This is a genomic window from Aeromonas sp. PrichA-15, from assembly GCF_017939245.1.
Taxonomy (GTDB): Bacteria; Pseudomonadota; Gammaproteobacteria; order Enterobacterales; family Aeromonadaceae; genus Aeromonas; species Aeromonas caviae.
On the sequence record NZ_JAGKRH010000058.1, the window covers coordinates 1 to 24,148 of the forward strand.

General features: G+C 61.0%; 23 protein-coding genes, 1 pseudogene and 1 riboswitch. Of the genes and pseudogenes, 11 read left to right on the plus strand and 13 right to left on the minus strand.

What is annotated here, in order from left to right; genetic code table 11:
* Nucleotides 1-124 precede the first annotated feature (124 nt).
* From J9889_RS09640 to J9889_RS09655, 4 genes are all read right to left on the minus strand, one after another.
* Entirely contained in the window at nucleotides 125-922 is a 798-nt protein-coding gene (locus J9889_RS09640; RefSeq protein WP_246878068.1) for a cbb3-type cytochrome c oxidase subunit I, read from the minus strand.
* Between the two features lie 9 nt (nucleotides 923-931).
* Nucleotides 932-2,062: a cytochrome c oxidase subunit II gene (gene coxB / locus J9889_RS09645; RefSeq protein ID WP_223933336.1), complete on the minus strand. Its 1,131-nt coding sequence runs from the start codon at nucleotides 2,060-2,062 to the stop codon at nucleotides 932-934.
* A 367-nt stretch (nucleotides 2,063-2,429) separates the two neighbouring features.
* On the minus strand, nucleotides 2,430-4,502 hold the full coding sequence (locus J9889_RS09650; RefSeq protein ID WP_113978222.1) for a GNAT family N-acetyltransferase: 2,073 nt from the start codon (nucleotides 4,500-4,502) through the stop codon (nucleotides 2,430-2,432).
* Nucleotides 4,499-4,813, minus strand: a complete 315-nt coding sequence (locus J9889_RS09655) for an HlyU family transcriptional regulator (protein WP_041211748.1) — start codon at nucleotides 4,811-4,813, stop codon at nucleotides 4,499-4,501. Before J9889_RS09655 ends, J9889_RS09650 begins: the two co-directional genes overlap by 4 nt.
* Nucleotides 4,814-4,951: 138 nt before the next feature.
* Here J9889_RS09655 and J9889_RS09660 point away from each other — a divergent pair, with 138 nt between their 5' ends.
* The 3 genes from J9889_RS09660 to J9889_RS09670 all read left to right on the plus strand — a co-directional run bounded on the left by J9889_RS09660 (nucleotide 4,952) and on the right by J9889_RS09670 (nucleotide 6,478).
* A complete protein-coding gene (locus tag J9889_RS09660) occupies nucleotides 4,952-5,158 on the plus strand; it encodes a bacterioferritin-associated ferredoxin (protein ID WP_039039715.1) in 207 nt (68 codons plus the stop codon).
* A gap of 131 nt (nucleotides 5,159-5,289) precedes the next feature.
* Nucleotides 5,290-5,769, plus strand: coding sequence for a bacterioferritin (bfr, locus tag J9889_RS09665; protein ID WP_010675778.1), 480 nt, complete (start codon nucleotides 5,290-5,292; stop codon nucleotides 5,767-5,769).
* 250 nt (nucleotides 5,770-6,019) lie between these two features.
* A complete protein-coding gene (locus tag J9889_RS09670; protein WP_041211864.1) occupies nucleotides 6,020-6,478 on the plus strand; it encodes a methylglyoxal synthase in 459 nt (152 codons plus the stop codon).
* 64 nt (nucleotides 6,479-6,542) lie between these two features.
* Here the strand turns inward: J9889_RS09670 and J9889_RS09675 are convergent, their stop codons facing one another.
* Entirely contained in the window at nucleotides 6,543-7,130 is a 588-nt protein-coding gene (locus J9889_RS09675) for a superinfection exclusion B family protein (RefSeq protein WP_041213974.1), read from the minus strand.
* A 189-nt stretch (nucleotides 7,131-7,319) separates the two neighbouring features.
* Nucleotides 7,320-7,426, plus strand: a riboswitch (yybP-ykoY riboswitch).
* An 89-nt stretch (nucleotides 7,427-7,515) separates the two neighbouring features.
* On the opposite strand from J9889_RS09675, the gene J9889_RS09680 reads away from it, so the two are divergent.
* Entirely contained in the window at nucleotides 7,516-8,502 is a 987-nt protein-coding gene (locus J9889_RS09680) for a sodium:calcium antiporter (protein ID WP_246878069.1), read from the plus strand.
* Between the two features lie 94 nt (nucleotides 8,503-8,596).
* On the opposite strand, the gene ansB is transcribed toward J9889_RS09680, so the two are convergent.
* From ansB to J9889_RS09695, 3 genes are all read right to left on the minus strand, one after another.
* The gene (gene ansB / locus J9889_RS09685; protein WP_210556543.1) at nucleotides 8,597-9,655 is read right to left on the minus strand and encodes an L-asparaginase 2; all 1,059 of its coding nucleotides are present in this window, start codon (nucleotides 9,653-9,655) and stop codon (nucleotides 8,597-8,599) included.
* Between the two features lie 129 nt (nucleotides 9,656-9,784).
* The gene (locus J9889_RS09690) at nucleotides 9,785-9,979 is read right to left on the minus strand and encodes a heavy metal-associated domain-containing protein (RefSeq protein WP_042864882.1); all 195 of its coding nucleotides are present in this window, start codon (nucleotides 9,977-9,979) and stop codon (nucleotides 9,785-9,787) included.
* A 111-nt stretch (nucleotides 9,980-10,090) separates the two neighbouring features.
* Entirely contained in the window at nucleotides 10,091-11,041 is a 951-nt protein-coding gene (locus tag J9889_RS09695; RefSeq protein WP_113978225.1) for an AEC family transporter, read from the minus strand.
* 134 nt (nucleotides 11,042-11,175) lie between these two features.
* Between J9889_RS09695 and treR the strand changes: the two genes are divergently transcribed.
* The 4 genes from treR (at nucleotide 11,176) to J9889_RS09715 (ending at nucleotide 16,113) form a co-directional block, all read left to right on the plus strand.
* Nucleotides 11,176-12,123 (plus strand): trehalose operon repressor TreR, encoded by a 948-nt coding sequence (gene treR / locus J9889_RS09700; protein WP_041211765.1) that lies wholly within the window; start codon nucleotides 11,176-11,178, stop codon nucleotides 12,121-12,123.
* Nucleotides 12,124-12,309: 186 nt separating this feature from the next.
* Complete coding sequence (gene treB / locus J9889_RS09705; protein ID WP_113978228.1) at nucleotides 12,310-13,740, plus strand: PTS trehalose transporter subunit IIBC; 1,431 nt, start codon at nucleotides 12,310-12,312, stop codon at nucleotides 13,738-13,740.
* An 88-nt stretch (nucleotides 13,741-13,828) separates the two neighbouring features.
* A complete protein-coding gene (gene treC, locus J9889_RS09710; protein ID WP_103858513.1) occupies nucleotides 13,829-15,493 on the plus strand; it encodes an alpha,alpha-phosphotrehalase in 1,665 nt (554 codons plus the stop codon).
* Nucleotides 15,493-16,113, plus strand: a complete 621-nt coding sequence (locus J9889_RS09715; protein WP_043152895.1) for a sugar O-acetyltransferase — start codon at nucleotides 15,493-15,495, stop codon at nucleotides 16,111-16,113. Before treC ends, J9889_RS09715 begins: the two co-directional genes overlap by 1 nt.
* Before the next feature lie 81 nt (nucleotides 16,114-16,194).
* On the opposite strand, the gene J9889_RS09720 is transcribed toward J9889_RS09715, so the two are convergent.
* The gene (locus tag J9889_RS09720; protein WP_210556545.1) at nucleotides 16,195-16,653 is read right to left on the minus strand and encodes an Lrp/AsnC family transcriptional regulator; all 459 of its coding nucleotides are present in this window, start codon (nucleotides 16,651-16,653) and stop codon (nucleotides 16,195-16,197) included.
* Between the two features lie 96 nt (nucleotides 16,654-16,749).
* On the opposite strand from J9889_RS09720, the gene J9889_RS09725 reads away from it, so the two are divergent.
* The gene (locus tag J9889_RS09725; protein WP_103858511.1) at nucleotides 16,750-17,625 is read left to right on the plus strand and encodes an EamA family transporter; all 876 of its coding nucleotides are present in this window, start codon (nucleotides 16,750-16,752) and stop codon (nucleotides 17,623-17,625) included.
* Between the two features lie 52 nt (nucleotides 17,626-17,677).
* On the opposite strand, the gene J9889_RS09730 is transcribed toward J9889_RS09725, so the two are convergent.
* Nucleotides 17,678-19,171, minus strand: coding sequence for a histidine-type phosphatase (locus tag J9889_RS09730; RefSeq protein WP_103858510.1), 1,494 nt, complete (start codon nucleotides 19,169-19,171; stop codon nucleotides 17,678-17,680).
* Between the two features lie 383 nt (nucleotides 19,172-19,554).
* On the opposite strand from J9889_RS09730, the gene J9889_RS09735 reads away from it, so the two are divergent.
* Complete coding sequence (locus tag J9889_RS09735) at nucleotides 19,555-19,887, plus strand: hypothetical protein (protein ID WP_039039727.1); 333 nt, start codon at nucleotides 19,555-19,557, stop codon at nucleotides 19,885-19,887.
* Nucleotides 19,888-20,001: 114 nt separating this feature from the next.
* Here J9889_RS09735 and J9889_RS09740 read toward each other — a convergent pair whose 3' ends face one another.
* The 3 genes and pseudogenes from J9889_RS09740 to J9889_RS09750 form a co-directional block, all read right to left on the minus strand.
* Nucleotides 20,002-20,601, minus strand: a complete 600-nt coding sequence (locus J9889_RS09740) for a Yip1 family protein (RefSeq protein WP_029314835.1) — start codon at nucleotides 20,599-20,601, stop codon at nucleotides 20,002-20,004.
* A gap of 237 nt (nucleotides 20,602-20,838) precedes the next feature.
* A pseudogene (locus J9889_RS09745) lies at nucleotides 20,839-22,182 on the minus strand (potassium channel family protein).
* A 225-nt stretch (nucleotides 22,183-22,407) separates the two neighbouring features.
* Nucleotides 22,408-22,989, minus strand: a complete 582-nt coding sequence (locus J9889_RS09750; RefSeq protein WP_042864483.1) for a YjaG family protein — start codon at nucleotides 22,987-22,989, stop codon at nucleotides 22,408-22,410.
* Between the two features lie 161 nt (nucleotides 22,990-23,150).
* Between J9889_RS09750 and J9889_RS09755 the strand changes: the two genes are divergently transcribed.
* Nucleotides 23,151-24,095, plus strand: coding sequence for a D-2-hydroxyacid dehydrogenase (locus J9889_RS09755; RefSeq protein ID WP_043152907.1), 945 nt, complete (start codon nucleotides 23,151-23,153; stop codon nucleotides 24,093-24,095).
* Nucleotides 24,096-24,148: the final 53 nt, after the last annotated feature.

Genomic DNA, 24,148 nt, shown 5'->3' on the forward strand with positions numbered 1-24,148 from the left:
GATTGACAGAACTGCGCGGGTCTTCGATGAGCGATAAGTGGGCGAAGAAGTCCATAACGGGTGGCTCCAATAAGATGAGAACACCCGATCAGATCGCTGAAAAATCAGAAAGTTCCATTAAATCTCAGGGTATGATCCCGCCCTGGACTTCCGGGTGCCCGAAGAACCAGAAAATGTGCTGAAACAGGACAGGATCCCCCCCACCGGCCGCATCGAAGAAACTGGTCCCGAAATACTTGTCCGTCAGCACCATGGTCACCGCAGCCGCCAGCACCGGCATGACAGCGATGAGCAGAAACGCCGTGATGAGCCAGGTCCAGACAAACAGCGGCATCTGCATCCAACCCATGCCCGGCGCCCGCAGGTTGAAGATGGTCACGATGACGTTGATGGCCCCCATGATGGAGGAGATCCCCATGATGTGAATGGCAAAGACGAACAGGGCCGTGCTGTTGCCGCTGTACTGGGTGGACAGGGGGGCATAGAAGGTCCAGCCAGAACTGGGGCCGCCTCCCTCCATAAACAGGCTCGACAGGAGGATGAGGAAAGCAAACGGCAGGATCCAGAAGCTCCAGTTGTTCATGCGGGGCAACGCCATGTCAGGGGCCCCAATCATGATGGGGATCAGCCAGTTGGCGAGGCCGGTGAAGGCGGGCATAACGGCACCAAAGACCATGATAAGGCCGTGTACCGTGGTCATCTGGTTGAAAAACAGGGGTTCCACCAGTTGCAGTCCGGGCTGGAACAGTTCTGCCCGGATCACCATGGCCATGGCGCCACCGGTAAAGAACATGGTGAGAGCAAAGCACAGATACAGGGTACCGATGTCCTTGTGATTGGTGGTGTAGAGCCAGCGCCTCAGACCGGCCGCTGGCTGGTGGACATGTTCGCTGTGCGGGGTATCCGTGATTCCATCACTCATGCCGACGCCTCACTTGTCCTTGTCCGGATTGGCCGGGTTGAGAAGGGACTGCACCTCGGCTGGCTGCACAAGGTCGCCGGTCTTGTTATCCCAGGCATTGCGTTCATAGGTGATGACGGCGGCCAGTTCCTGCGCCGTCAACTGTTTGCCAAAAGGCTGCATCGCCGTGCCGCTCTTGCCATGCAGGACGATGTCCAGATGCTGGGCCCGATGTTCCGCCTGTGTGGTCACCTTGCTGCCATTGAGCGCCGGGAAGATGCCGGGCAATCCGGTACCCGCGGGCTGATGACAGGCAGCGCAGTGCCCCAGATAGACTTTCTCCCCCTGTGCCATGGCTTGTGGCAACGTCATGGTCTCCGCTGCCTGCGCCTGTTGCTGTGCCTTGGCAGTTGCCTGCTCGTCTCCCTTTCTGGCAATCCACTTCTCGAACTCCTCTGCGGATTTGGCCACCACAACCACAGGCATGAAACCGTGATCCTTGCCGCACAGCTCGGCGCACTGCCCACGATAGGTGCCCGGCTTGTCGATCCGGGTCCAGGACTCGTTGATGTAGCCAGGATTGGCGTCTTTTTTCACGGCGAAGGCGGGAACCCACCAGGAGTGAATGACATCGTCCGAGGTCATCAGGAAACGGATCTTCTTGCCGACCGGCAATACCAGAGGGTTATCCACCTCCAGCAGATAATTGCCGCCCTTGGGGACATCACCGGAGATCTGCTGTTTGCTGGTCGCCAGCAGGGAATAAAACGCCACTGGATACTCTAGGTATTTGTAATGCCATTTCCATTGCGAGCCCGTGACGAGGACGGTGAGATCGGCCTTGGAGGTATCCTCCATCTTCAACAGGGTCGAGGTTGCCGGTGCCGCCATCGCGATCAGTATCAACACGGGGATGACCGTCCACAGCAACTCGATGCGGGTGCTTTCGTGAAACTGGGCGGCTTTGGCACCGCGCGATTTTCGATGGTGCACGATGGACCAGAACATGATGCCGAAGACGAGCAGACCGATGACGCAACAGATATAGAAAATCGTCATGTGCAGGTCATAGACCTGCTGGCTGATGGCGGTCGCCCCGCGCGTCATGTTGAACCGGATCTCATTGGCAAAGGCGCTGCTGCTGATGAACCACATCATCATTCCGGCACCTGCCTGAGCTGCATCGTTTCTCACATTGCACTCCCTGTGCACGTTGGAGAAGATGGCCTGCATTCCATACACCCAACGCTAACCATCTGAAAATAATGCATTTATTAAAATTCATTTCACATTCAAGTATTAGTCCATATTCAGAAAAAACCAAAATGCAGACAGCCCTGACCAGGCTCATCAGAGCAGTGGCAATGGGCAAAACGCGAGCAGGGAAGAGGGAGAAACGGGTCCCGGGGTGGCCGCGCCTTGAACGGAGAGAGCTTCAGCCATGGTGAGTCGAATCGATGTGCAGAACCCGGGAGGGGCCATTGGTTCCTCCCGGGCTCCGTGGTTTTCTGCCGTGCCAGAGGCGGGGTCAGCCCGCTGGGGCTTGCTGAGCCAGTAGTCTGGCCAGCAGGGAGCGCAATGCTTTTATCAGGGCGGGTTTGCCCGCGACACCCTGTCGGGCAGCCAGCTCGGACCAGGACGCATATTGCCAGATGGTGGCGATCAGCAACCGTCGTTCATCCTGACTCAACCCGTCCAGCATCATCACTCGCCGGAGCAGCCAGCGTTGCAGTGTCGCCTGGCACAATTCGAATGGCTTGTGATGGTGGGCAAAACAATCGAGTTCCCGATGCTCGAATTCATCCAGATCCGGCACATGAGTGACAGGTCCGCCTCTGAGGGATAGCCAGACCAGTTCGGTATCCAGCCTCTTGAGTTCACCCGCCAGCAGGGCCGGCAACTGGCTCATGAAACGCTGTCGCCATTGCGCCAGCTCGGCGTGATATTCCGATTGCAACGGCATCAGCAGCAAAGCTGCATGACTGCCGCTGGCCGCATCGCGCTGCAGACCAAGACGCAGCACCTTCAATCCCGCCTTGAGCCAGAATGGCAGCAGATCTGGACTGGCGGAGAAGGCAGATCCCAGATAATCGACCCCTAATACCCGATAATGTGATACCAGCTTGTCCAGCAACCAAGACCCCAGCCCGAGACGATGAAGGGCAGGATGGATGGCGATGCGCATCACCCTGGCATAAGAGCGCTCCCCCGCCGTCACGAAACCGGCGTGGGCCAGCAGCGACTGGGGAAGCAGATGTCCACGAGGGCGCCTTCGTCCGGCCCAGATTGCGTGCGCCAGATCAGGGGGGATATTGCCCTCCCGCGCGACCAGCGCCACCCCGAGCAACTCCTGTCCCTGCTCCATCAGATGAATGTCGAGATCCGGCCCCTCCAGTAAATACCGCAGATCACTGGGGCTGGTCTGGTAGTGAGCCAGCACGAGCAGGCCGAACACCCGATTGAGCAGCGCGTCATCACGGGCCAGCTCATCTTGTCCGACCAGGCGCCAGGTCGGTGATGTCGGGGGATGAGGTGCCGATATGTCGGCATTCAGACCAAGGAGCCGGAAGATCAGAGGCTCCAGCGGATCGCTCAGGCTCCAGCGAATGGGCTCCACCAGGTGCAGCTCCTGCCAATCCGGGGTTTGCTCATCGAGTACCCTCTTGAAGCGCAGATGAAAGCCGCGCCCCGTCCCCTCATAGCCGTGCTCCGTTGTAGCGAAGACAATGCGACTGTGACGGGCCAGCATGGCTTCCAGCAGTGGGGTCGGGATGGCGGCGGCTTCATCTACCAGCAGCAGATCCGCCAGCACGTCTCCTTGAGCCACCCGATCAGGGGACACATAGCTCAGACCGGCCAGCCGCTCAGGCATCTCTGCCAGCGCGCGCTCTGCATGGGCAAAAAGTGTCGCCACTGTAGCGTGGGAAGGGGCAGTCACCGCTATCGTCAAGGCCGGATCCCGACTCAGCAAGTCGGCGCTCGCCAGCCCCAGCACGGCGCTCTTGCCACGACCGCGATCGGCGCTCAGCACCAGGGGGCGACGGCGATGGCCGTGCAACACGTTGTGGATGGCGGGCAGCGCACGGGCCTGATCCGCGCTTAGCGGCCGGTCCCCGTCGAGAGGCTGCCAGGTAATATCACAAGAGGCAGGCGTCAGATCTCGCGCCGGATCTTCTTCCAGCAACCGTACCAGACGGGAGATGAACCCCTGCCCGGCACGATCGACCTCCTCTGGCTGGGCGACCAGCCTCTGACGATCAGGGTCTGGGTAGGTCGGCCATGCCTCCCGCGGCGGGGTCAGCAGAAGCAAGAGCCCCCCAGCCCTCAATGTCCCCGCCAAGGCACCGAATGCATCGGGGTGAAAACCACTGAAGGCATTGAATACCAGGGTGTCGCACTCCTGACCGAGCCGTTGAAGCGCCTTGGCGGCAGGCTGCGGAACATGACGCTCAGGACCCTGCCCCAGCCAGAACACCGCCCCCCACAGCAAGGATTCGGCACGAACGATGCAGTCATCCTGCTCCCCTTCCAGCCAGATCAGACGTCGCTCGCCGGCATGAGCGATAGCGTGGCGCAAGGCGAGCAGCTCGGCTGACATCATGGAGCTGGGCTGGCGTCTGGCTTCACACGGGGTTCAAACATGCGCTCCCCCATCTGGTCGATGAAGGTATGGGCCTTTTGCACCATGAAGCGCTCGGCATCCGCCGGGTTGGCAAAGAGATCGGAGCGGATGAAGCGATGGGTCTGTAATTGCCCGTCTATCTCCCTGGTGATGCGACCTGCCAGCCTGTATTGCCCCCCTTCCGCCATGGGCTCGGGATAGATGAGATAGCCCATGTATTCGATGGGCTCAACCTCGGGGCTCTGGGCGATCTCTCCCTTGAACAGGGCATTGAATAGTTTTTTGAACATGTTCGCATCCTCTCTGATGAAGGCATTCTCCCCAAGGGTGGAATCACTGGCAAGCACGGGATCTTATTACCATTCGTTCTTTGCACTACGAACCATTCTCATTTAGATTTCATCTCATTCCAGCATGAGGTCCAGATTATGTACGTGTGTTTGTGCCGCGGCATCACAGATAACCAGATCCGCAAGGCGGTACAGGCAGGCAAGACTGAATTCCGACAGTTGAAACAGTCGCTGGAAGTCGGTACTCAATGTGGTAAATGTGTGCGCATGGCGATGGAGATCATCGCTACCGAAATCGACAAGATGGAGTCAGAGCAGGCACCGCTCTATTACGAAGTGGCGTAAAACCGCCGACTTCTCGTCTTCATCTCTCCTTCTGCCCTCCAGGGGACGACTTTCCCCATCACGTTATGGTCATGTTTCTGGACTAAGCTCTAGTGATCGTTGCCTAGGCTCGAACACGAGGAGTAATGTCGATGAAAGGAGATCCCAAAATCATTGCCCACCTCAACAAGGTGCTGGCCAATGAGCTGGTTGCCATCAACCAATACTTCCTGCATGCCCGCATCTATGATGACTGGGGCCTCAAGGGGCTGGGGCACAAGGAGTATCACGAATCCATCGATGAGATGAAACATGCCGACGAGCTGGTCAAGCGGGTGCTGTTTCTGGAAGGGCTGCCCAACTTGCAGGATCTGGGCAAGCTGCGCATCGGTGAGACGGTGGAAGAGATGCTGCGCTGTGACTTGTCTCTGGAGATGGACGCCATCCCCGACCTGAAAGTCGCCATCACCTATGCCGAGTCCGTGCAGGACTACGTCAGCCGTGACCTGTTCCAGGAGATCCTGGAGGATGAAGAGGAGCATGTGGACTGGCTGGAAACCCAGCTCGATCTCATCGCCCGCATCGGTCTGGAAAACTACCAGCAATCCCAGCTCCATGCCGAGTCATCCTGAATCTAGATGACATCAAGAGACAATCCCAACCCGCCCTGGCGGGTTTTTTCATGGCACCAGCGGCAGAGATCTTGCCCAACGATACGGTAGCCAACCTGGTTGCTGACAAGGCAGGCCAGAGGCTGTCAGGATGGCAGGCGCCGGATTGAACCGCCTCCGGGATCACAGTTACGATGCATGGGGCAGCGGCAGGCGCCGCTTTCGATTAGGATACGACCCCATTCCCATCATTTTGCTACGGATGACCTCCATGGAACTGATTGCACGCGAGATGGCGCCCCACAAACGGGTTGCCCTGGTGGCTCACGACAACATGAAAGCCCCTCTGCTGAACTGGGTGCTGCGCCGCAAGGAGGAGCTCAAGCTCCACCATCTCTATGCGACCGGCACCACGGGCACCCTGCTCGGCAAGAAGGCGCAGCTGCCCATTACCTGCCTCTTCTCCGGCCCCATGGGAGGGGATCAGCAGCTCGGCGCCCTCATCGCCGAAGGGAAGATAGACGTGATGATCTTCTTCTGGGATCCCCTCAATCCCGCCGCCCACGATCCTGACGTCAAGGCCCTGCTGCGCCTCGCGGCCGTCTGGAACATCCCGGTCGCCACCAACGAGGCGACGGCGGACTTCATCATGGACAGCCCGCACATGCAGCAGGCATTCAGCGTCCAGGTGCCCGACTACGCCGGCTACCTCAAGGCCAGAACCGAATAAGCAACGCCAGACAGCAAAGAGCCGGAACAGATGTCCGGCTCTTTTCTTTCATGGGGGGAGAAGGTCAGCGCTGGAGGCTTTTCTGCGCGAATTTGGGCCTGGCATTCATGATCTGCTCCACCTGCTCGTCGCTCATCTTGCCCCGCGACAGTCCCAGAACCTTGTAGGTCAGCAGAGGGCGAGCCGGCAGGGCGATCATCAGGGCGCGGATCTGGTTCTCGTCCTCCTTCTCTCGCGCCGGCTTGCCGTAGGCGTAGGTGAGCACGCCGGCATCCATCAGGTTTTTGACGGCGGGTTCGGTGATCGGCAGGTTTATGACGCTTTTCCGTTGCAGTACGAACTCCCGCAGCACCGCCTTCTCGTTGAAGTCGAGGAAGCCAATCATCTGGGCCAGCTGATCCTGCTGGCGGCGGGACTGCCACTCGTCACAGGCCCACTCCCAGGCGATCAGGAAGCCCTGACTGCAGAAATAGGAGATGGCGATCAACATGCCGACTCCAAGCCAGGCCGCATGAGCCGTGGCCCACTGGCTCACGGCACCTTTCATCAATCCGGCCGGAAACAGCAGGATGATGCTGCAGCAGAGCAGCAGCCAGACCATCAGCCAGTTGAGGCGATTAAGCTGGTAAAAATGTTGGATCCACCGTTTCATCGTTCACCCTTCCCAAGTCAATGTGGACAGTAGCCAACTCATAGCAATCGCTGTGCCAGCACAAGGATCCCCGTAAAAAGATCAGGATCCCGGACGGGAGAGTCGAGGGTTGTCACATCCTTTTACAACTTGTCGCGCGGATCATCCCCTGTTGGTCTTGCGCCTCACCGAGCCACTTGGTAAAAAGCCCGCACTGTCACTGGGGAGTAGCAACCCGCCCGAAATCCGGGCAGGGCCCATGTCAACACTCTTGGATCCGCAGATCCATGGCATGGGCGGCGATAGCACCTATCGTCCTGCAAGACCTTTGGCCCCGATATGCACGCCAGCCGGGCGAGCCGTATCGGGTCCATCGGTTGTTCTGCTCGCCTGGCGGTTACTCATCATGCTGATCACCCTGCTGTTATTTCTGATCTCTGCCGTCACCATCTATCTGGCCTGCGAATACTTCGTCAACGGCATCGAATGGACCGGCCATCATTTCAAACTGTCCCAAAGTGCCACCGGTTCTCTGCTGGCGGCCCTCGGCACGGCCCTGCCCGAATGTATCGTCACCCTGACCGCCCTGCTGATGGGGGATGCCCCCGCCCAGCAGCAGATAGGCATAGGTGCGGCCCTCGGCGGTCCCCTGGTGCTCTCCACCCTTGGCTATGCAGCCGTTGGCGTGACCCTGCTGCTGTGCCTGGACCATGGGCACAGGGTCATTCATGGTGAGGTGCAGCGCGAGATAGGCCGCGATCAGGCCTGGTTTGCCGGTATCTTCCTGCTGGCCGTGCTGCTTGGCATGATGGCCTTCACCGATAAAACCTGGCTGGCCCCCCTGTTCGTGCTGATGTACCTCCTCTATGTGCGACGTGAGCTGAAACAGACCGACAGCCACGATGCCGAATTGCCCTCCCCCCTCAAGCTGGATCCGCACACCAGGATCCCGGCGCTCGGCAAGGTGCTGCTGCAAACCCTGGTGGCGCTCGGTGTGGTGGCGCTGGCGGCCCAGCTGTTCGTTCACCAGCTGGAGAACATGGGCGAGCTGTTCGGTCTCTCTCCGGTAGTGGCCGCCCTGCTGCTGAGCCCGGTGGCCACCGAAATGCCCGAGCTGATGAACGTGCTCATCTGGGTGCGGCAGGGCAAGCACCGGCTGGCACTGGCGAATATCTCCGGCGCCATGATGATCCAGGGCACCATTCCCAAGGCGTTCTGCCTGCTGTTCACCCCCTGGCTGCTGGACAGCACCATGATGGCCTCCTCCCTGGTGACGCTGCTGGCGGTCGCGCTGCTGTGGAGGGGGTTCAGTCGGGAGCGGATGACGGCGGGCAGGCTCGCCCTGGTGGGGCTGGTTTACCTGGGTTTCTGCGGCTGGCTGATGATGAGCTGAGGGCCGGCCTCTGCCTCTGGCGCAACAAGAAAGGGCAGGATCCCATCCTGCCCTTCATCTCACGGGGTAGTGTCAATCAGACCGATCCGAGGTCTCAGAACTGCTGGAACCAGCGCTGGATCTGGGCCGGATCCTTGCTCTGGGTCAGGGCGAGCATCAGCAGCACCCGCGCTTTCTGCGGGTTGAGGGTCTCGGCGGCGACGAAGCCGTACTTGGCATCATCGATCTCCGCATCCAGGGTGGTAGAGCCGGTCGGCACGCGGGCGGAACGCACCACGCGAATGCCGTCCTTGCTCGCCTTGGCCAGGGTGTCGAACAGGGTGTGGTAGAGGTTGCCGTTGCCCACCCCGGCGCTGACGATGCCGTCGAACTTGGCATCCACCAGGGCCTTGGCCGGCAGATCCGAGGCGTTGGCGTAGCTGTAGACGATGCCGACCTGGGGCAACTTGTCGAGCTTGCTCACATCGAACGGGGTCTTGCTGGTGTGCTGGCGGGCCGGGCTGCGCTGGTAGTCGATCTTGCCGTTGTGGAGGTAGCCGAGCGGGCCGAAGTTGGGGGAAGCAAAGGTCTGCACTCCTGTGGTGTTTGTCTTGGTGACGTCCCGGGCATCCAGCACGGTGTCGTTCATCGCCACCATGACGCCACGTCCCTTTGAGGCGGGGTCGGAGGCAGTCACCACGGCGTTGTAGAGGTTCATGGGGCCGTCGGCGCTCATGGCGGTGGAGGGGCGCATGGCGCCCACCAGCACCACCGGCTTGTCGCTCTTGACGGTCAGATTGAGGAAGTAGGCGGTCTCCTCCATGGTGTCGGTGCCGTGGGTGATGACGATGCCGTCCACGTCATCCCTGGCCAGCAGCGCGTTGACGCGCTTGGCGAGCGTGAGCCACACCTCGTCGTTCATGTCCTGGGAGCCGATCTTGACCACCTGCTCACCCTGCACGTCGGCCACGTTTTTCATCTCGGGCACGGCGGCGATCAGCGTCTCGATGGCCACCTTGCCTGCCTCGTAGTTGGACTGGGTGGCGGACTGGCCCGCCCCGGCGATGGTGCCGCCGGTGGCCAGAATGTACACGCTGGGCAGCGCCATGGCCATGGGGGAGAGGGTCAGGCCGAGTACGGCGGCGATCAGGGTCTTGCGAATGGGAAGGGTCATGCTGCAATCCTTTTGGATGAGGGAATTGCAGCATTTTTATTCTTTTCAAACGGGATTTAAGTGATCACTCTCACCAATAAAAAGAAGTAAACAGAATATTAGTCTGATTTATACCAATTAAGTGATAATTCACTCTACCTGAAAGCCTCTCGCCTCGATCAGGGCGATCAACTCGGCTTTGCTCAGCTCACTCTCGATGACGGCCTGGCGGCTGGCAAAGTCGACCGTGGCGGTGCGGACTGACGGCTGAGCCAGCAAGGCCTTTTGCAGGCTGGCAGCGCAGCCGCCGCAGGACATGCCGGTAACGGTGAGTTCGATGGTCATGGGCTCTCTCCTCTGTCGATGTGACCTCAACCTAAAGCTGCCGCCTCCGGCAAGGTCAAGGGCGAATGCCGATCCCGTCAACCCCGGGTCGTGCATCATGGCGGCGCCCCATCACCCCATCAGTCCCAGGTAGTTCATCAGGGTGGCCCCCAGGCTGGTGGTGACGAGCGAGCCCAGGGTGGTGGTGGCGATGATGTTGGCCGCGAGGGCACTGTCACCCCCCATGGCACGGGTCATCACATAGCTGGCGGCGGCGGTGGGGGTAGAGCTGATGAGGAACAGGATGCCGAGGGCCTGAGGGCTGAAGCCGAGCGCCCAGGCCCCCAGCACCAGCAGCACGGGGATGCAGCACAACCGGTTGACCGTGGCCCAGCCAGTCAGCATGGCGCCGCCGCGCAGGGCCTTGAGGTTGAGGCTGGCGCCGGTGCAAAGCAGGGCCAGCGGCAGGGTCATGTTGGCGAAATAGTTGCCCGTGCTGATGACCAGCTGGGGCAGTTCGATGCCGAGCAGACCGAAGGGCAGGGCCGCCAGAATGGCGATGATGAGGGGGTTTTTGACGATCCCCTTGAGTATGGGGGCGAGCCCCTTTCCGCCCCCCAGGCTGCGGGTCAGGGTGATCACCGCGAGGATGTTGTAGAGCACTGTGATGGAGCCCACCAGCAGGGCGGCGGCCCCTATCCCCTCCGGGCCGTAGGCGTTTTGCACATAGGCCAGCCCCATGATCCCCATGTTGCCGCGAAAACTGCCCTGCACGAAGATGCCCCGCAGTTTCTGCTCGCTGATGAAACGGGCCGCCAGCACCTCCAGCACCAGGAAACCGGCGAGGGTGCCGAGCAGGCCGTAGAGGATGAGCCAGGGGCTCGGCATGGTGGAAAAATCGGTGCGCACCATGCTCAGAAACAACAGAGCTGGCAGGGTGACCTGGAACACCAGACGGGAGGCGGACTCGACGAAGCTGTCGGGCAAGAGACCCAGCCGCTTGAGCCAGATGCCGAGTACCAGCACCAGACAGATGGGGCCCGTGATGGAGAGAGAGAAGTGCAGACTTGCCAACAGATCCATGATGCGCGTCCTGTGCAACGGCGAAGAAAGTCGCCTGGGAAAGGGCATTCTAACGCCATGGGCTTGTATTCACAGGAGTTAATCACAACAATGTCTGCATCCCGGTTGTCGCCCTCCCCTGTCACGGATCCCCCATGGAAAAGAAACTGACCATCCTCGATATCGCTCGCCTCAGCGGGGTCGGCAAGTCGACCGTCTCCCGGGTGCTCAATCAGGATCCCAAGGTCAATGCCCAGACCAGGGCCAGGGTCGAATCGGTGATCGCCCAGCACGGTTTCGTGCCGAGCAAATCGGCGCGGGCCATGCGCAGCCAGAGCCAGCAGGTGGTCGGCATCGTGGTGTCGCGCCTCGACTCCAGCTCCGAGAACCAGGCGGTGCGAGGCATGCTGGAGACCCTCTACCAGCGTGGCTACGACGCCGTGCTGATGGAGAGCAAGTTCTCCCCCGCCAAGGTGAGCGAGCACCTGGCGGTGCTGGAACGGCGCGGGGTGGACGGCATCATCCTGTTTGCCTTCAACGATCTGGACTATGCCGCCATGGCGCCGCTCAGGGAGAAACTGGTGCTGATGGCCCGCGAGCGCCCCGGCTTCTCGTCGGTCTGCTTCGACGATGACGGGGCGGTGCGCGCCGTGCTTGCCCACCTCGGGGAGCGTGGCCTGACCGAGGTCGCCTATCTCGGGGTGGAACGCAGCGATCTCACCACCGGGTTGCGTCGGCATCAGGCTTACCTCGACTACTGTCGGGAACAGGGGCGCACGCCCCGCAGCGCCCTCGGGGATCTCGGTCTGCAAAGCGGCTATCGGCTCGCGGCCGAGCTGCTCACCCCCACCACTCAGGCCATGGTCTGTGCCAGCGACACCCTGGCCATCGGCGCCGCCAAATACCTGCAGGAGCAGGGTCGCACCGACATCCTGGTGAGCGGCCTTGGCAGCAATCCCATGCTGACTTTCCTCTTTGCCAACACCCTCAGCCTGGATTTCGGCTACAAGGATGCCGGTATACTGGCCGCCAGACAGCTGCTCGATCAGATTGAAGAGGGGCAGCCCCCCAGAGCGACCATCGCCCCCTGTCAGCCCCTGTAGTCTATCTTTTCCTCCATTCCCGGCGTTTTGCGCTTTTTGTGACCAGCGCCACGAATTGGGAACGTTCCCATTGCCGATGCCAGCCACTGGCTTCATGCTGATTGGGAACGATACCAATAAACGGGCGGTCCTTGGCCAGCCGGTAAAGACACGACCATTATTCATGGAGTCACAGAGGGAAGGCTCATGTCAAAAGTCAACACACAGCATCTGGCGCAGCTGATCGAGCGGATCGGCGGCAAAGAGAACATCACCACTGTCAGCCACTGCCTGACCCGGCTCAGGTTCGTGCTGGCCGATCCGGCCAAGGCCGACCCCAAGGCCATCGAGACCATCCCTTCGGTGAAGGGGAGCTTCACCCAGGGCGGCCAGTTCCAGGTGGTGATCGGCAACGAGGTGGATCAGTGGTACAAGGCGCTCACCCAGGAGATCGGCGTGAGCGGTGGCAGCAAGGAGGCCGCCAAGCAGGCCGCCCGCCACAACATGAACCCGTTGGAGCGCGGCATCTCCCACCTGGCGGAGATCTTCGTCCCCCTGCTGCCCGCCATCATCACCGGTGGTCTGATCCTGGGCTTTCGCAACGTCATCGGCGACATCAAGATGTTCGACGACGGCACCCACACCCTCACCGAGATCAGCCAGTTCTGGGCCCAGGTGCACGCCTTCCTCTGGCTGCTGGGTGAAGCCATCTTCCACTTCCTGCCGGTGGGTGTCTGCTGGTCTGCGGTGAAGAAGATGGGCGGCTCCGAGATCCTCGGCATCGTGCTGGGTATCACGCTGGTGTCGCCGCAACTGATGAACGCCTATGGCATCGGCCAGCAGACCCCGGAAGTGTGGGACTTCGGCCTCTTCGTCATCCAGAAGGTAGGGTATCAGGCCCAGGTCATTCCGGCCCTGCTGGCGGGTGTCTTCCTCGCCTGGGTGGAGACCAGCCTCAAGCGCATCATCCCGGCCTATCTCTACCTGGTGATTGTGCCCTTCATCTCCCTGCTGCTGGCGGTGATCGTGGCCCACGCCCTGATCGGTCCGTTCGGCCGCTGGATTGGTGACGGCGTCGGCTTTGCCGCCAAGGCGGCCATGACGGGTTCGTTTGCCCCCATCGGCGCCGCCCTGTTCGGCTTCCTCTATGCGCCCCTGGTCATCACCGGCATCCACCACACCACCAACGCGGTGGACCTGCAACTGATGCAGAGCATGGGCGGCACCCCCATCTGGCCGCTGATCGCCCTCTCCAACATCGCCCAGGCGTCTGCGGTCGTCGGCATCATCCTGATCAGCCGCAAGGAGAACGAGCGGGAGATCTCGGTCCCGGCCGCCATCTCCGCCTATCTCGGGGTGACCGAGCCGGCCATGTACGGCATCAACCTCAAGTACAAGTTCCCCATGCTGTGCGCCATGGTGGGCTCAAGCTGTGCGGCTCTCATCTGCGGCTTCACCGGTGTGATGGCCAACGGCATCGGGGTGGGCGGCCTGCCGGGCATCCTCTCCATCCAGCCGCAATACTGGGGCATCTACGCCGTCGCCATGCTGGTGGCCATCGTGGTCCCCGCCCTGCTGACCCTGCTGGTCTACAAGCGCCAGCAGGCTGCCGGCAAGCTGGATCTGGCCACGGCCTGATCCACACAACCTCGGCGGAGCCCTGGCTCCGCCCTTTATCGTTGCCCTGTTCCAACTAATCCGGTTTCAACCAATGAGCGAACCAACCATGACACAGACACCCTGGTGGCAAAGCGCCGTGATTTACCAGATCTACCCCAAAAGCTTTCAGGATTCCGGCGCCCGTGGCACCGGTGATCTCAAGGGGATCATGGCCCGCCTCGACTATCTCAAGACGCTGGGGGTCGATGCCCTCTGGCTGACCCCGGTCTACGTCTCCCCCCAGGTGGACAACGGCTACGACATCGCCGATTACCTCAACATAGATCCCGCCTACGGCACCATGAGCGATTTCGAGGCCCTGCTGGGCGCCGCCCATGCGCGCGGCATCCGCATCGTGATGGATATCGTGGTGAATCACACCTCCACCGAGCACGCCTGGTTCAAGTCGGCGCTGGGGGACAAGCACAGCCCCTATCGCGACTACTACATCTGGAAAGATCCGGTGGACGGCGGCGTGCCCAACAACTGGCAATCCAAGTTTGGCGGCAGCGCCTGGGAGCTGGATCCGGCCACCGGCCAGTACTACCTGCACCTCTTTGCCCGCGAGCAGGCGGATCTCAACTGGGAGAACCCGGCCGTGCGCGCCGAGGTGAAGAAGATCATCCATTTCTGGGCGAAGAAAGGGGTCGACGGTTTCCGCCTCGACGTCATCAACCTCATCTCCAAGGATCAGGCATTCCCTGACGACGAGGTGGGGGATGGCCGCCGCTTCTACACCGACGGGCCGCGCATCCACGAATTTTTGCAGGATGTGAGCCGCGACGTCTTCGCCCCCGTGGGGGCCATGACGGTGGGCGAGATGTCTTCCACCAGCCTGGAACACTGCCAGCGCTATGGCGCGCTGGATGGTTCCGAGCTCTCCATGGTGTTCAACTTCCATCACCTCAAGGTGGATTACCCGGGCGGCGACAAGTGGACCAAGGCCCCGTTCGATTTCCTCGAACTCAAGCGCATCTTCAACCACTGGCAGAGCGGTATGCATGGCAAGGGGTGGTCGGCGCTGTTCTGGTGCAACCACGATCAGCCGCGCATCGCCTCCCGTTTCGGCGATGAGGGCGAGCATAGGGTGGTCGCCGCCAAAATGCTGGCCAGCACGCTGCACGGCCTGCAAGGCACCCCCTACATCTATCAGGGGGAGGAGATCGGCATGACCAACCCCGGCTATCAGCACATCGACGACTATCAGGATGTGGAGAGCCGCAACATCTTCGCCATCAAGCAGGCGGAAGGGATGAGCGAGGCCGAGATCCTCGCCATTCTCGGCGCCAAGTCCCGGGACAACTCGCGCACCCCGATGCAGTGGAGTGCCGCCCCCAACGCCGGTTTCACCAGCGGGACGCCCTGGCTCAAGCCAGCCGCCAACTACCCCGAGATCAACGCCGAGGCGGCGCTCGCCGACCAGCACTCGGTGTTCTGGCACTATCGGGATCTCATCGCCCTTCGCAAGGCGCACCCCATCTTCACTCAGGGGGATTATCAGGAGCTGCTGACCGGGCACCCGCAGATCTGGGCCTATGCCCGCCGCGCCCACGGTCAGACCCTGCTGGTGGTGAGCAACTTCTACGGCGAGCCGGTGGAGTTTGCCTTGCCTGCCGAGCTGCAAAGCGGGGAGGCGCGGCTGCTGCTTGGCAACTACCCGGATAGCCCGGCCCGCCCGCAATCCTGCAAGCTGCGCCCTTACGAATCCCTGATCTGGCTGATGGAGCAATGATGACTGACGCAACAACAGTGCAGCGGCCCGCCGTGCGTGGCCCCGAGTGGCAGAAGATGGTGGCGGGAGCGCCCTATGATGCAGGGGACCCCGAACTGCGGGCTGCGCGGGAGCAGTGCCGCGCCCTGCTGGGAGAACTGAACCGGGAGCGAACCGATGCCCCTGACTGGGATGAGCGCCTCACCCGCCTGCTGGGTGGCCGCGCAGAACGCTGTTTCATCACGCCCCCCTTCTTCTGCGACTATGGCGCCAACATCTTTGTCGGCGAGAATTTCTACGCCAATTTCAACTGCACCATCCTGGATGTGTGCGAGGTACACATAGGCGACAACGTGCTGCTGGCCCCTGGAGTGCAGATCTACACCGCTACCCACCCGGTGGCGGTAGCGCCGCGCATCAAGGGGGTGGAGTTCGGCAAACCGGTGCGTATCGGCAACAACGTCTGGATTGGGGGCAGCGTCGTCATCTGCCCGGGCGTCACCATAGGGGACAACAGCGTCATCGGGGCGGGGTCCGTTGTCACCAGAGACATTCCGGCAGGCGTAGTGGCGGTCGGCAATCCCTGCCGGGTCTTGCGCCCCATGACGGCAGAGGAGCTGGCGCCCGGGGAACCAGGCTGACACAGAGGGGGCAGGCCGTACCTGCCCCTGTTCCTTTCCCTGACGGCGCTCTGCCGGCAAGGCTTCGGCGCAACCCCCTCTTTACCCGGGCAGCAAGGCGCCGCAACGCTTGTGCTGTCCCATGGCCACCAGAGTCTTGAAACTGCGTACCTGATCCCTGGCATGGAGCACCCGACGGGTGAACTGCTCGTAACTTTGCATGTCCCTGGCGGCCACTTGCAGCACGAAGTCCTGCTCCCCCGTCACATACCAGAGATCCATCACCTCGGGTTCCCGCTGCAGGCTGGCGATCATCTCATCGACGATGCGGCCATGATCCCGCTCCAGGGTCACCAGCACCAGCATGGTGATGGGCCAGCCCATGGTGGACGGTGCCACCAGCGCCACTTCCCGCTTGATGAGACCGGACTCCCGCAAGGCGCGGACGCGGCGGTAGCAAGCTGGGGCGGAAAGACCGACCCTGTGGGCCAGCTCCGTCGTGGGCAGACGGGCATCCTGTTGCAGCTCGGCGAGGATGAGCAGATCAAATTTGTCGGTCATGGGGTTCATTAGATAAAAATTATCGCACAAGGCCAGTATTAGACCGGTTTTACCCAAGTCTCCAGATATATTTTACTGCCCATCGTCCTGCTCGGTATGAACACCATGCAACCCAATCCCAATGCCCTCTCCTCTCTTCTGGCCGTCCTGCTCGCCATGTTGTCGATCACCCTCGGCGCCTCCCTAGCCAAATCCCTGTTTCCCCTGCTCGGAGCCGCAGGCACGACCCTGTTCCGGCTGGGGTGCGCCGCCCTCCTTCTCTCCCTGGTGTTTCGCATCTGGCGTGCCCCCCTCGACCGACGCACCCTGCTGGGCGCCATCCCCTACGGCCTGTCGCTTGGGGCCATGAACCTGCTCTTCTATCTCGCCATCGCACGCATTCCCCTCGGCGTTGCCCTGGCCATCGAGTTCATCGGCCCCCTGACGGTGGCCCTGCTCTCCTCACGCCACCGGGCAGACTTCATCTGGCTGATACTGGCCATCGCCGGGCTGCTGCTGCTCTTGCCCCTGCGGGCAACACAGCAGGCCATCGATCCCCTGGGTGCAGCACTGGCTCTCGGGGCTGGCCTCTTCTGGGGGCTCTATATGCTCACCGGAAAGCGGGCAGGAGCCTTGCTGGGCTCACAGGCTCCGGCGCTGGGCATGTGGGTGGGCACCCTGCTGGTATTGCCCTTCGGGCTGGAGGGTGCGATCGAGGCGTCATTCACCGTCCCCGTGATCCTCACCATCATCGGGGTGGGGCTGCTCTCGAGCGCCATCCCCTACTCTCTCGAGATGTTTGCCCTGCGCCGCCTTCCCCTCAAGAGCTACGGCATTCTCACCAGCGGTGAACCGGCCATGGGAGCCTTGATGGGACTGGTATGGCTGGGCGAACAATTGCCCCCGTCCCAATGGCTCGGGATAACCGCCATCATCGCCGCCTCCATGGGCACCACCTGGCAGGCGGGTCGTCGACAAGCCGGCTCCGCCTGAACCAAAAAAATCGGGGCCGGCGATGACCGGCCCCGGGGATGGTACGAGCGCGTCAGGACGAGTAGTCGTAACAGCGTTTGAGCTCGCCGAAGTCATAGAAGAAGCTGCCCACAGCAATGGGGGCGCAACCTGCCTTGAAGGCGAGCTCCTTCTCGTTGTAAAGCATCTTCACCAGCACCCGGCCGGCCTCGTTGCGGTAGACATCCCACTGGATGTTGGCCGCATAGGGAGAGACCCAGCCGCCACGCCATTCGTTGTTTTCCTGGCTCATCAGCACGCCGGGCTGGGCGCTCTGGCGGCTCCCTTCCAGCTTCATCAGGGCCGCCAGCGGGATCAGGGTCTCCGCATGGGCGAAGCGCAGCTTGGCGACATGCTCACCCGCCTCTTCCACCACCTGGGTCTGAACCTCGTTGAAGAGGCCGTCAAGCAGGGGCTGGGCCACGGCGTAGGTGGCGCTCTGGCTGGCAAGACTCGGCCCCTTCTCATAGAAGTCCTCGGCATCGGAAAGGTAGGAGAACCAGGCAGACTCCTCTGGCGTGATGAACTGCTCGAGATCCCAGGACCCGCCTTGTGCCTGCGCCTCCCGGATCATCCCCGGGCCGATGATGAAGAGGTTGTAGAGCATGAGGGCGGCGTCCACCTCGTCGCGCACATGGGTCTTGCCGCCGTCTTCCGGATTCACCGCCACGTAATCCACCCCGGCGGCCAGCTCGTCGACGAAGGCCTTGCTGTAGAGACGCTCGAGCATCTCGCGGGCCATCACCCGGGTCCTGGGCAGGGCCTTGAGCGCATCGAGGGCCTCGGTCAGCTCGGGAGCGGGAGCCACCCCGTTGTCTTCGTCCCCGACAAAGGCCTGATAGGCCTGGAAGGTGGGCAGATACCGGGTGTACTCCCCCTGCGGCTCGGTCTTGTGGAAGTAGAGCTCGAACTTGTTGCGCAGCCCCTTGTCGATCTCGGAAGGGTTCTCCTGGCTTACGTAACAGTCGGGGCTGTCTGTCACCAGAGAGACCCGTTTGGCCAGGCTCTGCATGAAGAAGTAGGCGCTTTCGTTGGCGCGATCCTTGCCCGATGTCTCGACCTTGAGGCAGAGGGGAGTCGATTCAGCGGTCAGCAGGATGGGCAGCCGTTCGGCGAGCCGGGTCGCCAGGTTGGCGTGCTCCTCCTTGCCGAGCGCACTCAGCAGGCCATAGCCGAGGGTCTGGTTGGCGGCCGTGACGGCGTCCACCTTGGCGCCGAGCCGTTGGCCCAGCTCGGTCAAGGCCCCCTGTCTCGCGGCCTCCTCCCACACCAGCTTGGTCAGCACGTCGTATTTGGGGCTGGACAGCGAGCGGGAGCCGTGGCGTGCCACCAGTTCGGTGAAGACGGGACTAAAGCCTTCAGGGGCAACCTCATAGCTGTTCATTGCCTGACGGGCGGCATAGACCGCCTTGGTGCTGTATTGATAGTCGCCGACGGCGGGCGAGGAGGAGTCATTGCCCGAATGGCAGCCGCTCAGCAGGGTGGCCGCCACGCAGGCGGCAAGGGAGGAAACGCGAAACATAGTCATCCTTGAACAAGTGTGAAAATGAAGCCGCACAGTACGCACCGGATGTGACAATCCGGTGTCAGGTCTGGGACATGCACCTCTCTCCGGAAGGGTGACCCCCCTCCAACCTGCCTGCTTCCTCCCCACAAAACATCATTCACATTTTTTGAACGTGTAGGCCAGTTTATCTCGCTAACAATGACCGGGTGAGGCGCTTAATATTCACACATCGCTTAGGCAGGAGCGCCAAGCCGCAAAACAACTGGTCGTTCATGGCAGCCCCCCATACACATGGGTGACAAACATCCGTGACAAAACAACACACCATTTGAATGACCTCTTGCAAGGATGCATTGATGCAGTCCTGTCAGGCCTTGCCAATGACATAAAAACCAAGAGAGTGAATGAACATGAAAAACGTGATCAAGATGCTGGCCGTTGCAGGCCTGATGAGCGCCGGTGTTGCCCAGGCTTCCGTCCCCGCCGACTTCAACGCCACCCCGGGTGTGCTGTTCGTGAACTGGCATGCCAGCGCCGCCATGGCCGGCAAGGCCAACCCCATGCTGGAGGTGCGCGATGAATCCGGTGATCTGGTGGCCTCCGTCCACGCCAACCTGATGGGTACCCAACAGGTACAGATCCCGAGCCGCGCCCAGGGCAACCTGACCGTCAGCCTCGGCGATCAGAGCAGCGATTACCGCATCCCGTTCGGCATCGGCAGCGGCAATCCCCGCTGATCAACGCAGACGACGTCCCTCCCGGGTCTGGCAAAGACACGCCGACCAGGTGAGAGATCAACGACAAGGGCGCCATCAAGGCGCCCTTGTCGTCGTTGCCGTCGGCATACACGGCTACTGGGTGAAGACGGGACCGAAGCCGGATCCCCACAGGATGGCCGTGGCAGCCAGCACGCAGACCAGCAGCACCAAACCGACCGTCACCACTGAGCTGGCGTAGATGAATCCCTGCTCCTTGGTGATGTGCATCAGGATGGGCACGCCGATATAGAGCAGGTAGACGGAATAGGTCAGCCCGACCAAACCGATGAGCATCACGAACCAGAGATGCGGGAAGAAAGCGGAGAAGCCCACCATGAAGAGTGGCGTGGAGGTGTAGGCCGCCAGCTCCAGCGAGGTCGTGTAGCTGGGATCCGAGCCGAAGGTATGCCCCATCCAGTGCACCAGATAGGAGAGTGCCAGCACGCCGATGATGAGGGTCACGTACATGGCGACCGACAGCTTGAATGCACTGTTGGCGGTCAGGGTGATGGGATCGCCGACCCCGATGCTCCAGCCGATGTGAACGGCGGAATAGTAGGCGCAGATGGGAGGGATAAGGGCCACGAGCAGGATGTGGGTCAGACTGTTTCTGAAGCTGTCGTGCCGCTCGTCTATGGTATGCCATTCGGTGTGGGGATGGGCATACAATCCCCATAAGTGATTCAATATCATAGCGTTATTCCTTCTCTACATCGGTGGTTGGCGGATCGATACCGGGCTTTCTCCTCTGATTGCGTCATGTCCGGGCGCTGGTGGCGCCATCGCTTGTCATGGCATGCGATGACTTTAAATAAAGTCGCTCCACCGCCGCTGCGTCAAGCAAGGTCGCCGGGACAGCCGGGAGGGATGGGAAGACAGCAGGAGGGCACCGGAGGCGGGCACTGATGGCACCCGCCGTCGGCGCTCCCGTCAATACTGCTTGGTTTTAGAGGCAAAACCCGCGAGGAAGAGACCGGTCAGGAACATGCCGCAGAAGGCTTCGATGGCCGACAGCAGTTGCAGCGGCGAGGAGGTCTGGGAGATGTCCCCATAACCCAGGGTCACGAAGGTGACGATGCTGAAATAGAGGGAGCGCCCCAGATGGCCGTGGGTTGCAGACTCCGGTGCCAGGAAATAGGTCAGGGTCGCCAGCAGGATCACCCCCATCGACATCAGCAGGCTTCTGATGGGACGCTCCCCAAACCCCCAGGTGATGAAGCTGATGAACTTGCCCGCGTACTTGAGATAGCACAACAGGGAGAGCCAGCACTTCGTCATCGGACCGCTGCGCAACCAGCGCTCCCGGAACAGCTCCCGCGGGCTCGCCAGGGACTTCATCTCGTGCAGCTTCTCCTTGTAGTAGCACTCGCCGGCGTCGACGGTGTCACCCACGCTGGAGAAGAGACGCTTGGCATTGCGATAGAGTTTGCTCGCCTCGTTGTGGTCGATCCGCCCATTGTCGTTGTAGACCACCTCCACCTTGTCCAGGTTGGTGTGCTCCATGGTGGCATCGAAGTTCTTGGCGCTGACGCTGAAGTTTTTCAGCACCGCCCGGGAGGAGTGGAAGCGGATCTCCTCGCACTCTATGGTGAAGTCCTGAAAGACCCCGTCCTCCAGCGCCAGCTCCCGCTTCTTGGCCCAGGCCCTGTGGTCCCACAGCAGGGAGTCGAACAGATCGAGCCCGATCACCCCGCCATTGACCCTGACCCCCTTGGCCGAGCAGTGCCACAGATAAACCTTGGAGTTGTTGACGGCCCCATCGAGAGAGAGCTCGTCGAGACAGGTAAAATCGAGCAACCGGCCGGAGATGATGGGGCTTTTGAGGGTAACACCGCCGATGTTGAGCAAACGATGCTTGCCCAGCACCTGGGCCTCCCCCTTGTTGTTCTCCGAGACCGAAAGCAGGCTTTGCACCCGTTTCACCTCGTCATTGCCATGTTTTCCCGCCAGCCACATGCTGTAAGGCTCGAAACGGGTCTCCGAGCGGATGAGGCCGCTCTTGCGCAGGGATTCCAGTGCACTCGAGGCGCTCTCATACAGGCGGACCTTGTCGTCGCTCATGTAGACACAAAGGCTCAGCACGCAGCGGGAGCTGATGAAGCGGGCGATGCCGATCTGGAAGATCACGCTTTTTTCTATCTTCTGCTCCGCCATCCAGTCGTCGAAATGGGGCAGCGACGCCACCAGCAGCGCCCAGATACGGGGATAATCGTTCTCACGCCGTCACTCGTTGAATTGCTCGGGGGAAAGCAGCCAAAGCTCTGTTGCATTCATAGATGACCTCAGTAATGGAGTTGTTCTCGTCGGTGATTCTCTGTCAAGTGCAACCAATAGAAGCGAGCTTACAACAGCAACGAATGGCCCCTAAGAATCAGGAGAAAAAAAGTTAACCATTTGAAAAAAATGCATAAATGCTTTCTCACACACCAAAAAATGAACGCTCAGAGATAAAAAAAACTCCCGACCGGGAGCTTTTTCTATGGGCAGTACGCGATGGCGTTACGCCTCCAGGCTGATGCCGATGTTGGAGACGCCGTCCTGGGCCGCGAAGGCGCGGATGGCAAGGATGCGATCGCTGTCCCGTTCATGGGCCACCCGTTTGAGCAGTTCGACCTGGAACTCCAGCTCGGCCTCCATGTACTCGTGCTCATAGAGCTCCTCATCGCTGAGATCCCGCTCTTCCAGCATCTCTATGAAGCCGGCGACCGTGCCGACAGACGCATGGCTGGCGTCGTTGGCCTCTTCCCCCACCCGGCAGATCACCGAGTTGTAGGCACAACCCAGCGCCACGCAGGCGTCCAGTGCCGGATAGGCGCCGTAGGATTCAAACTTGCGGGGATCGGGAATGTAGACTTCAAACGCTTCCAGAATGGCACCAAGATTGACGCGGGATCCCTTGACCGTCAGGTAGTTCCACATCTGATCCAGCGCGTGACGGAATGCCCTCGCATCCCCGAAACCGGAGGCCTGGGTAAAGAGCACATAGTTGGGGTACATGCGCTCTGCCAGCGCCAGGGTATAGACGGTTTGCTGCCAGGGCTGCAGCTCGGCCAGTCGCTTATAAAACTTGTCACCAAACACTGGAGTCGGATCCTTTGCAAAATGTGGGGCAGATTGTAGCCCACGAGGGCCCCGTCTAAAAATGAAAAAGCGCCCTGCTCGACTATCTTGCCCGATCAACTGGGGTAAGATGGAGACAGCATCCCTCTCGCCTTGCCATAAACACGATAAGGAACAAGAGTATGAGCCAACGTACCCTGCTGCTGTTGAGTCAGGACAACAGCCACTATGAACGCCTGCTCAAGGCGGCCCATCTTCCCCATCTGCACATTCTTCGGGCCGACAATCAGGCCGAGGCCGAACAGCTTATCGGTGACGCTCATATCCTGATGGCCGAGCCTGCCCGGGCCAAGCCGCTGCTGGCCAAGGCCGGCAAGCTCAGCTGGCTCCAGTCCACTTATGCCGGGGTCGACGTGCTGCTGGACGCCAGTTGCCGCCGCGACTACCTGCTCACCAATGTCCGCGGCATCTTCGGCCCCTTGATGAGCGAGTATGTGTTCGGCCATCTGCTCAGCCTGACCCGCCAGTTGCCACTCTATCGCGAGCAGCAGCAACAGGGCGTCTGGCAGAGCCATCCCTATCAGGGCTTGAAGGGAAAGACGCTGCTGCTGCTCGGCACCGGCAGCATAGGGCAGCATATCGCCCACACCGGCAAACATTTTGGCATGAGGGTGCTCGGCATCAGCCACAGTGGCCGTGAGCGTGCCGGGTTCGATCAGGTGTACCAATTGCCGGCACTCAACAAGATGCTGGCCCAGGCCGATGTCATCGTCAGCGTGCTGCCCGCCACCCGCGAGACACGCCATCTCTTCACCGCCGAACGCTTCGGCCACTGCAAACCGGGCGCCATCTTCTTCAACGTCGGCAGGGGCAATGCCGTCCATGAGGGGGATCTGCTGGCGGCACTGCAAGCCGGCAAGCCCGCCATGGCGGTGCTCGATGTGTTCGAGCAGGAACCCCTGCCCGCTGACAGCCCGCTCTGGCACCAGCCCAATCTCATCGTGACGCCCCACAACAGCGCCTACAGCTTCCCGGAAGATGTGGCCCAGATCTTCATCCGCAACTACATCCGCTTCATCGATGGTCAGCAGCTGGACGGCAGGATCGACTTTGACAAGGGTTATTGAAGCCGTTCTGCAATGAAAAGGCCCCGCCAGTTTGCGGGGCCTTTTTCGTCAGG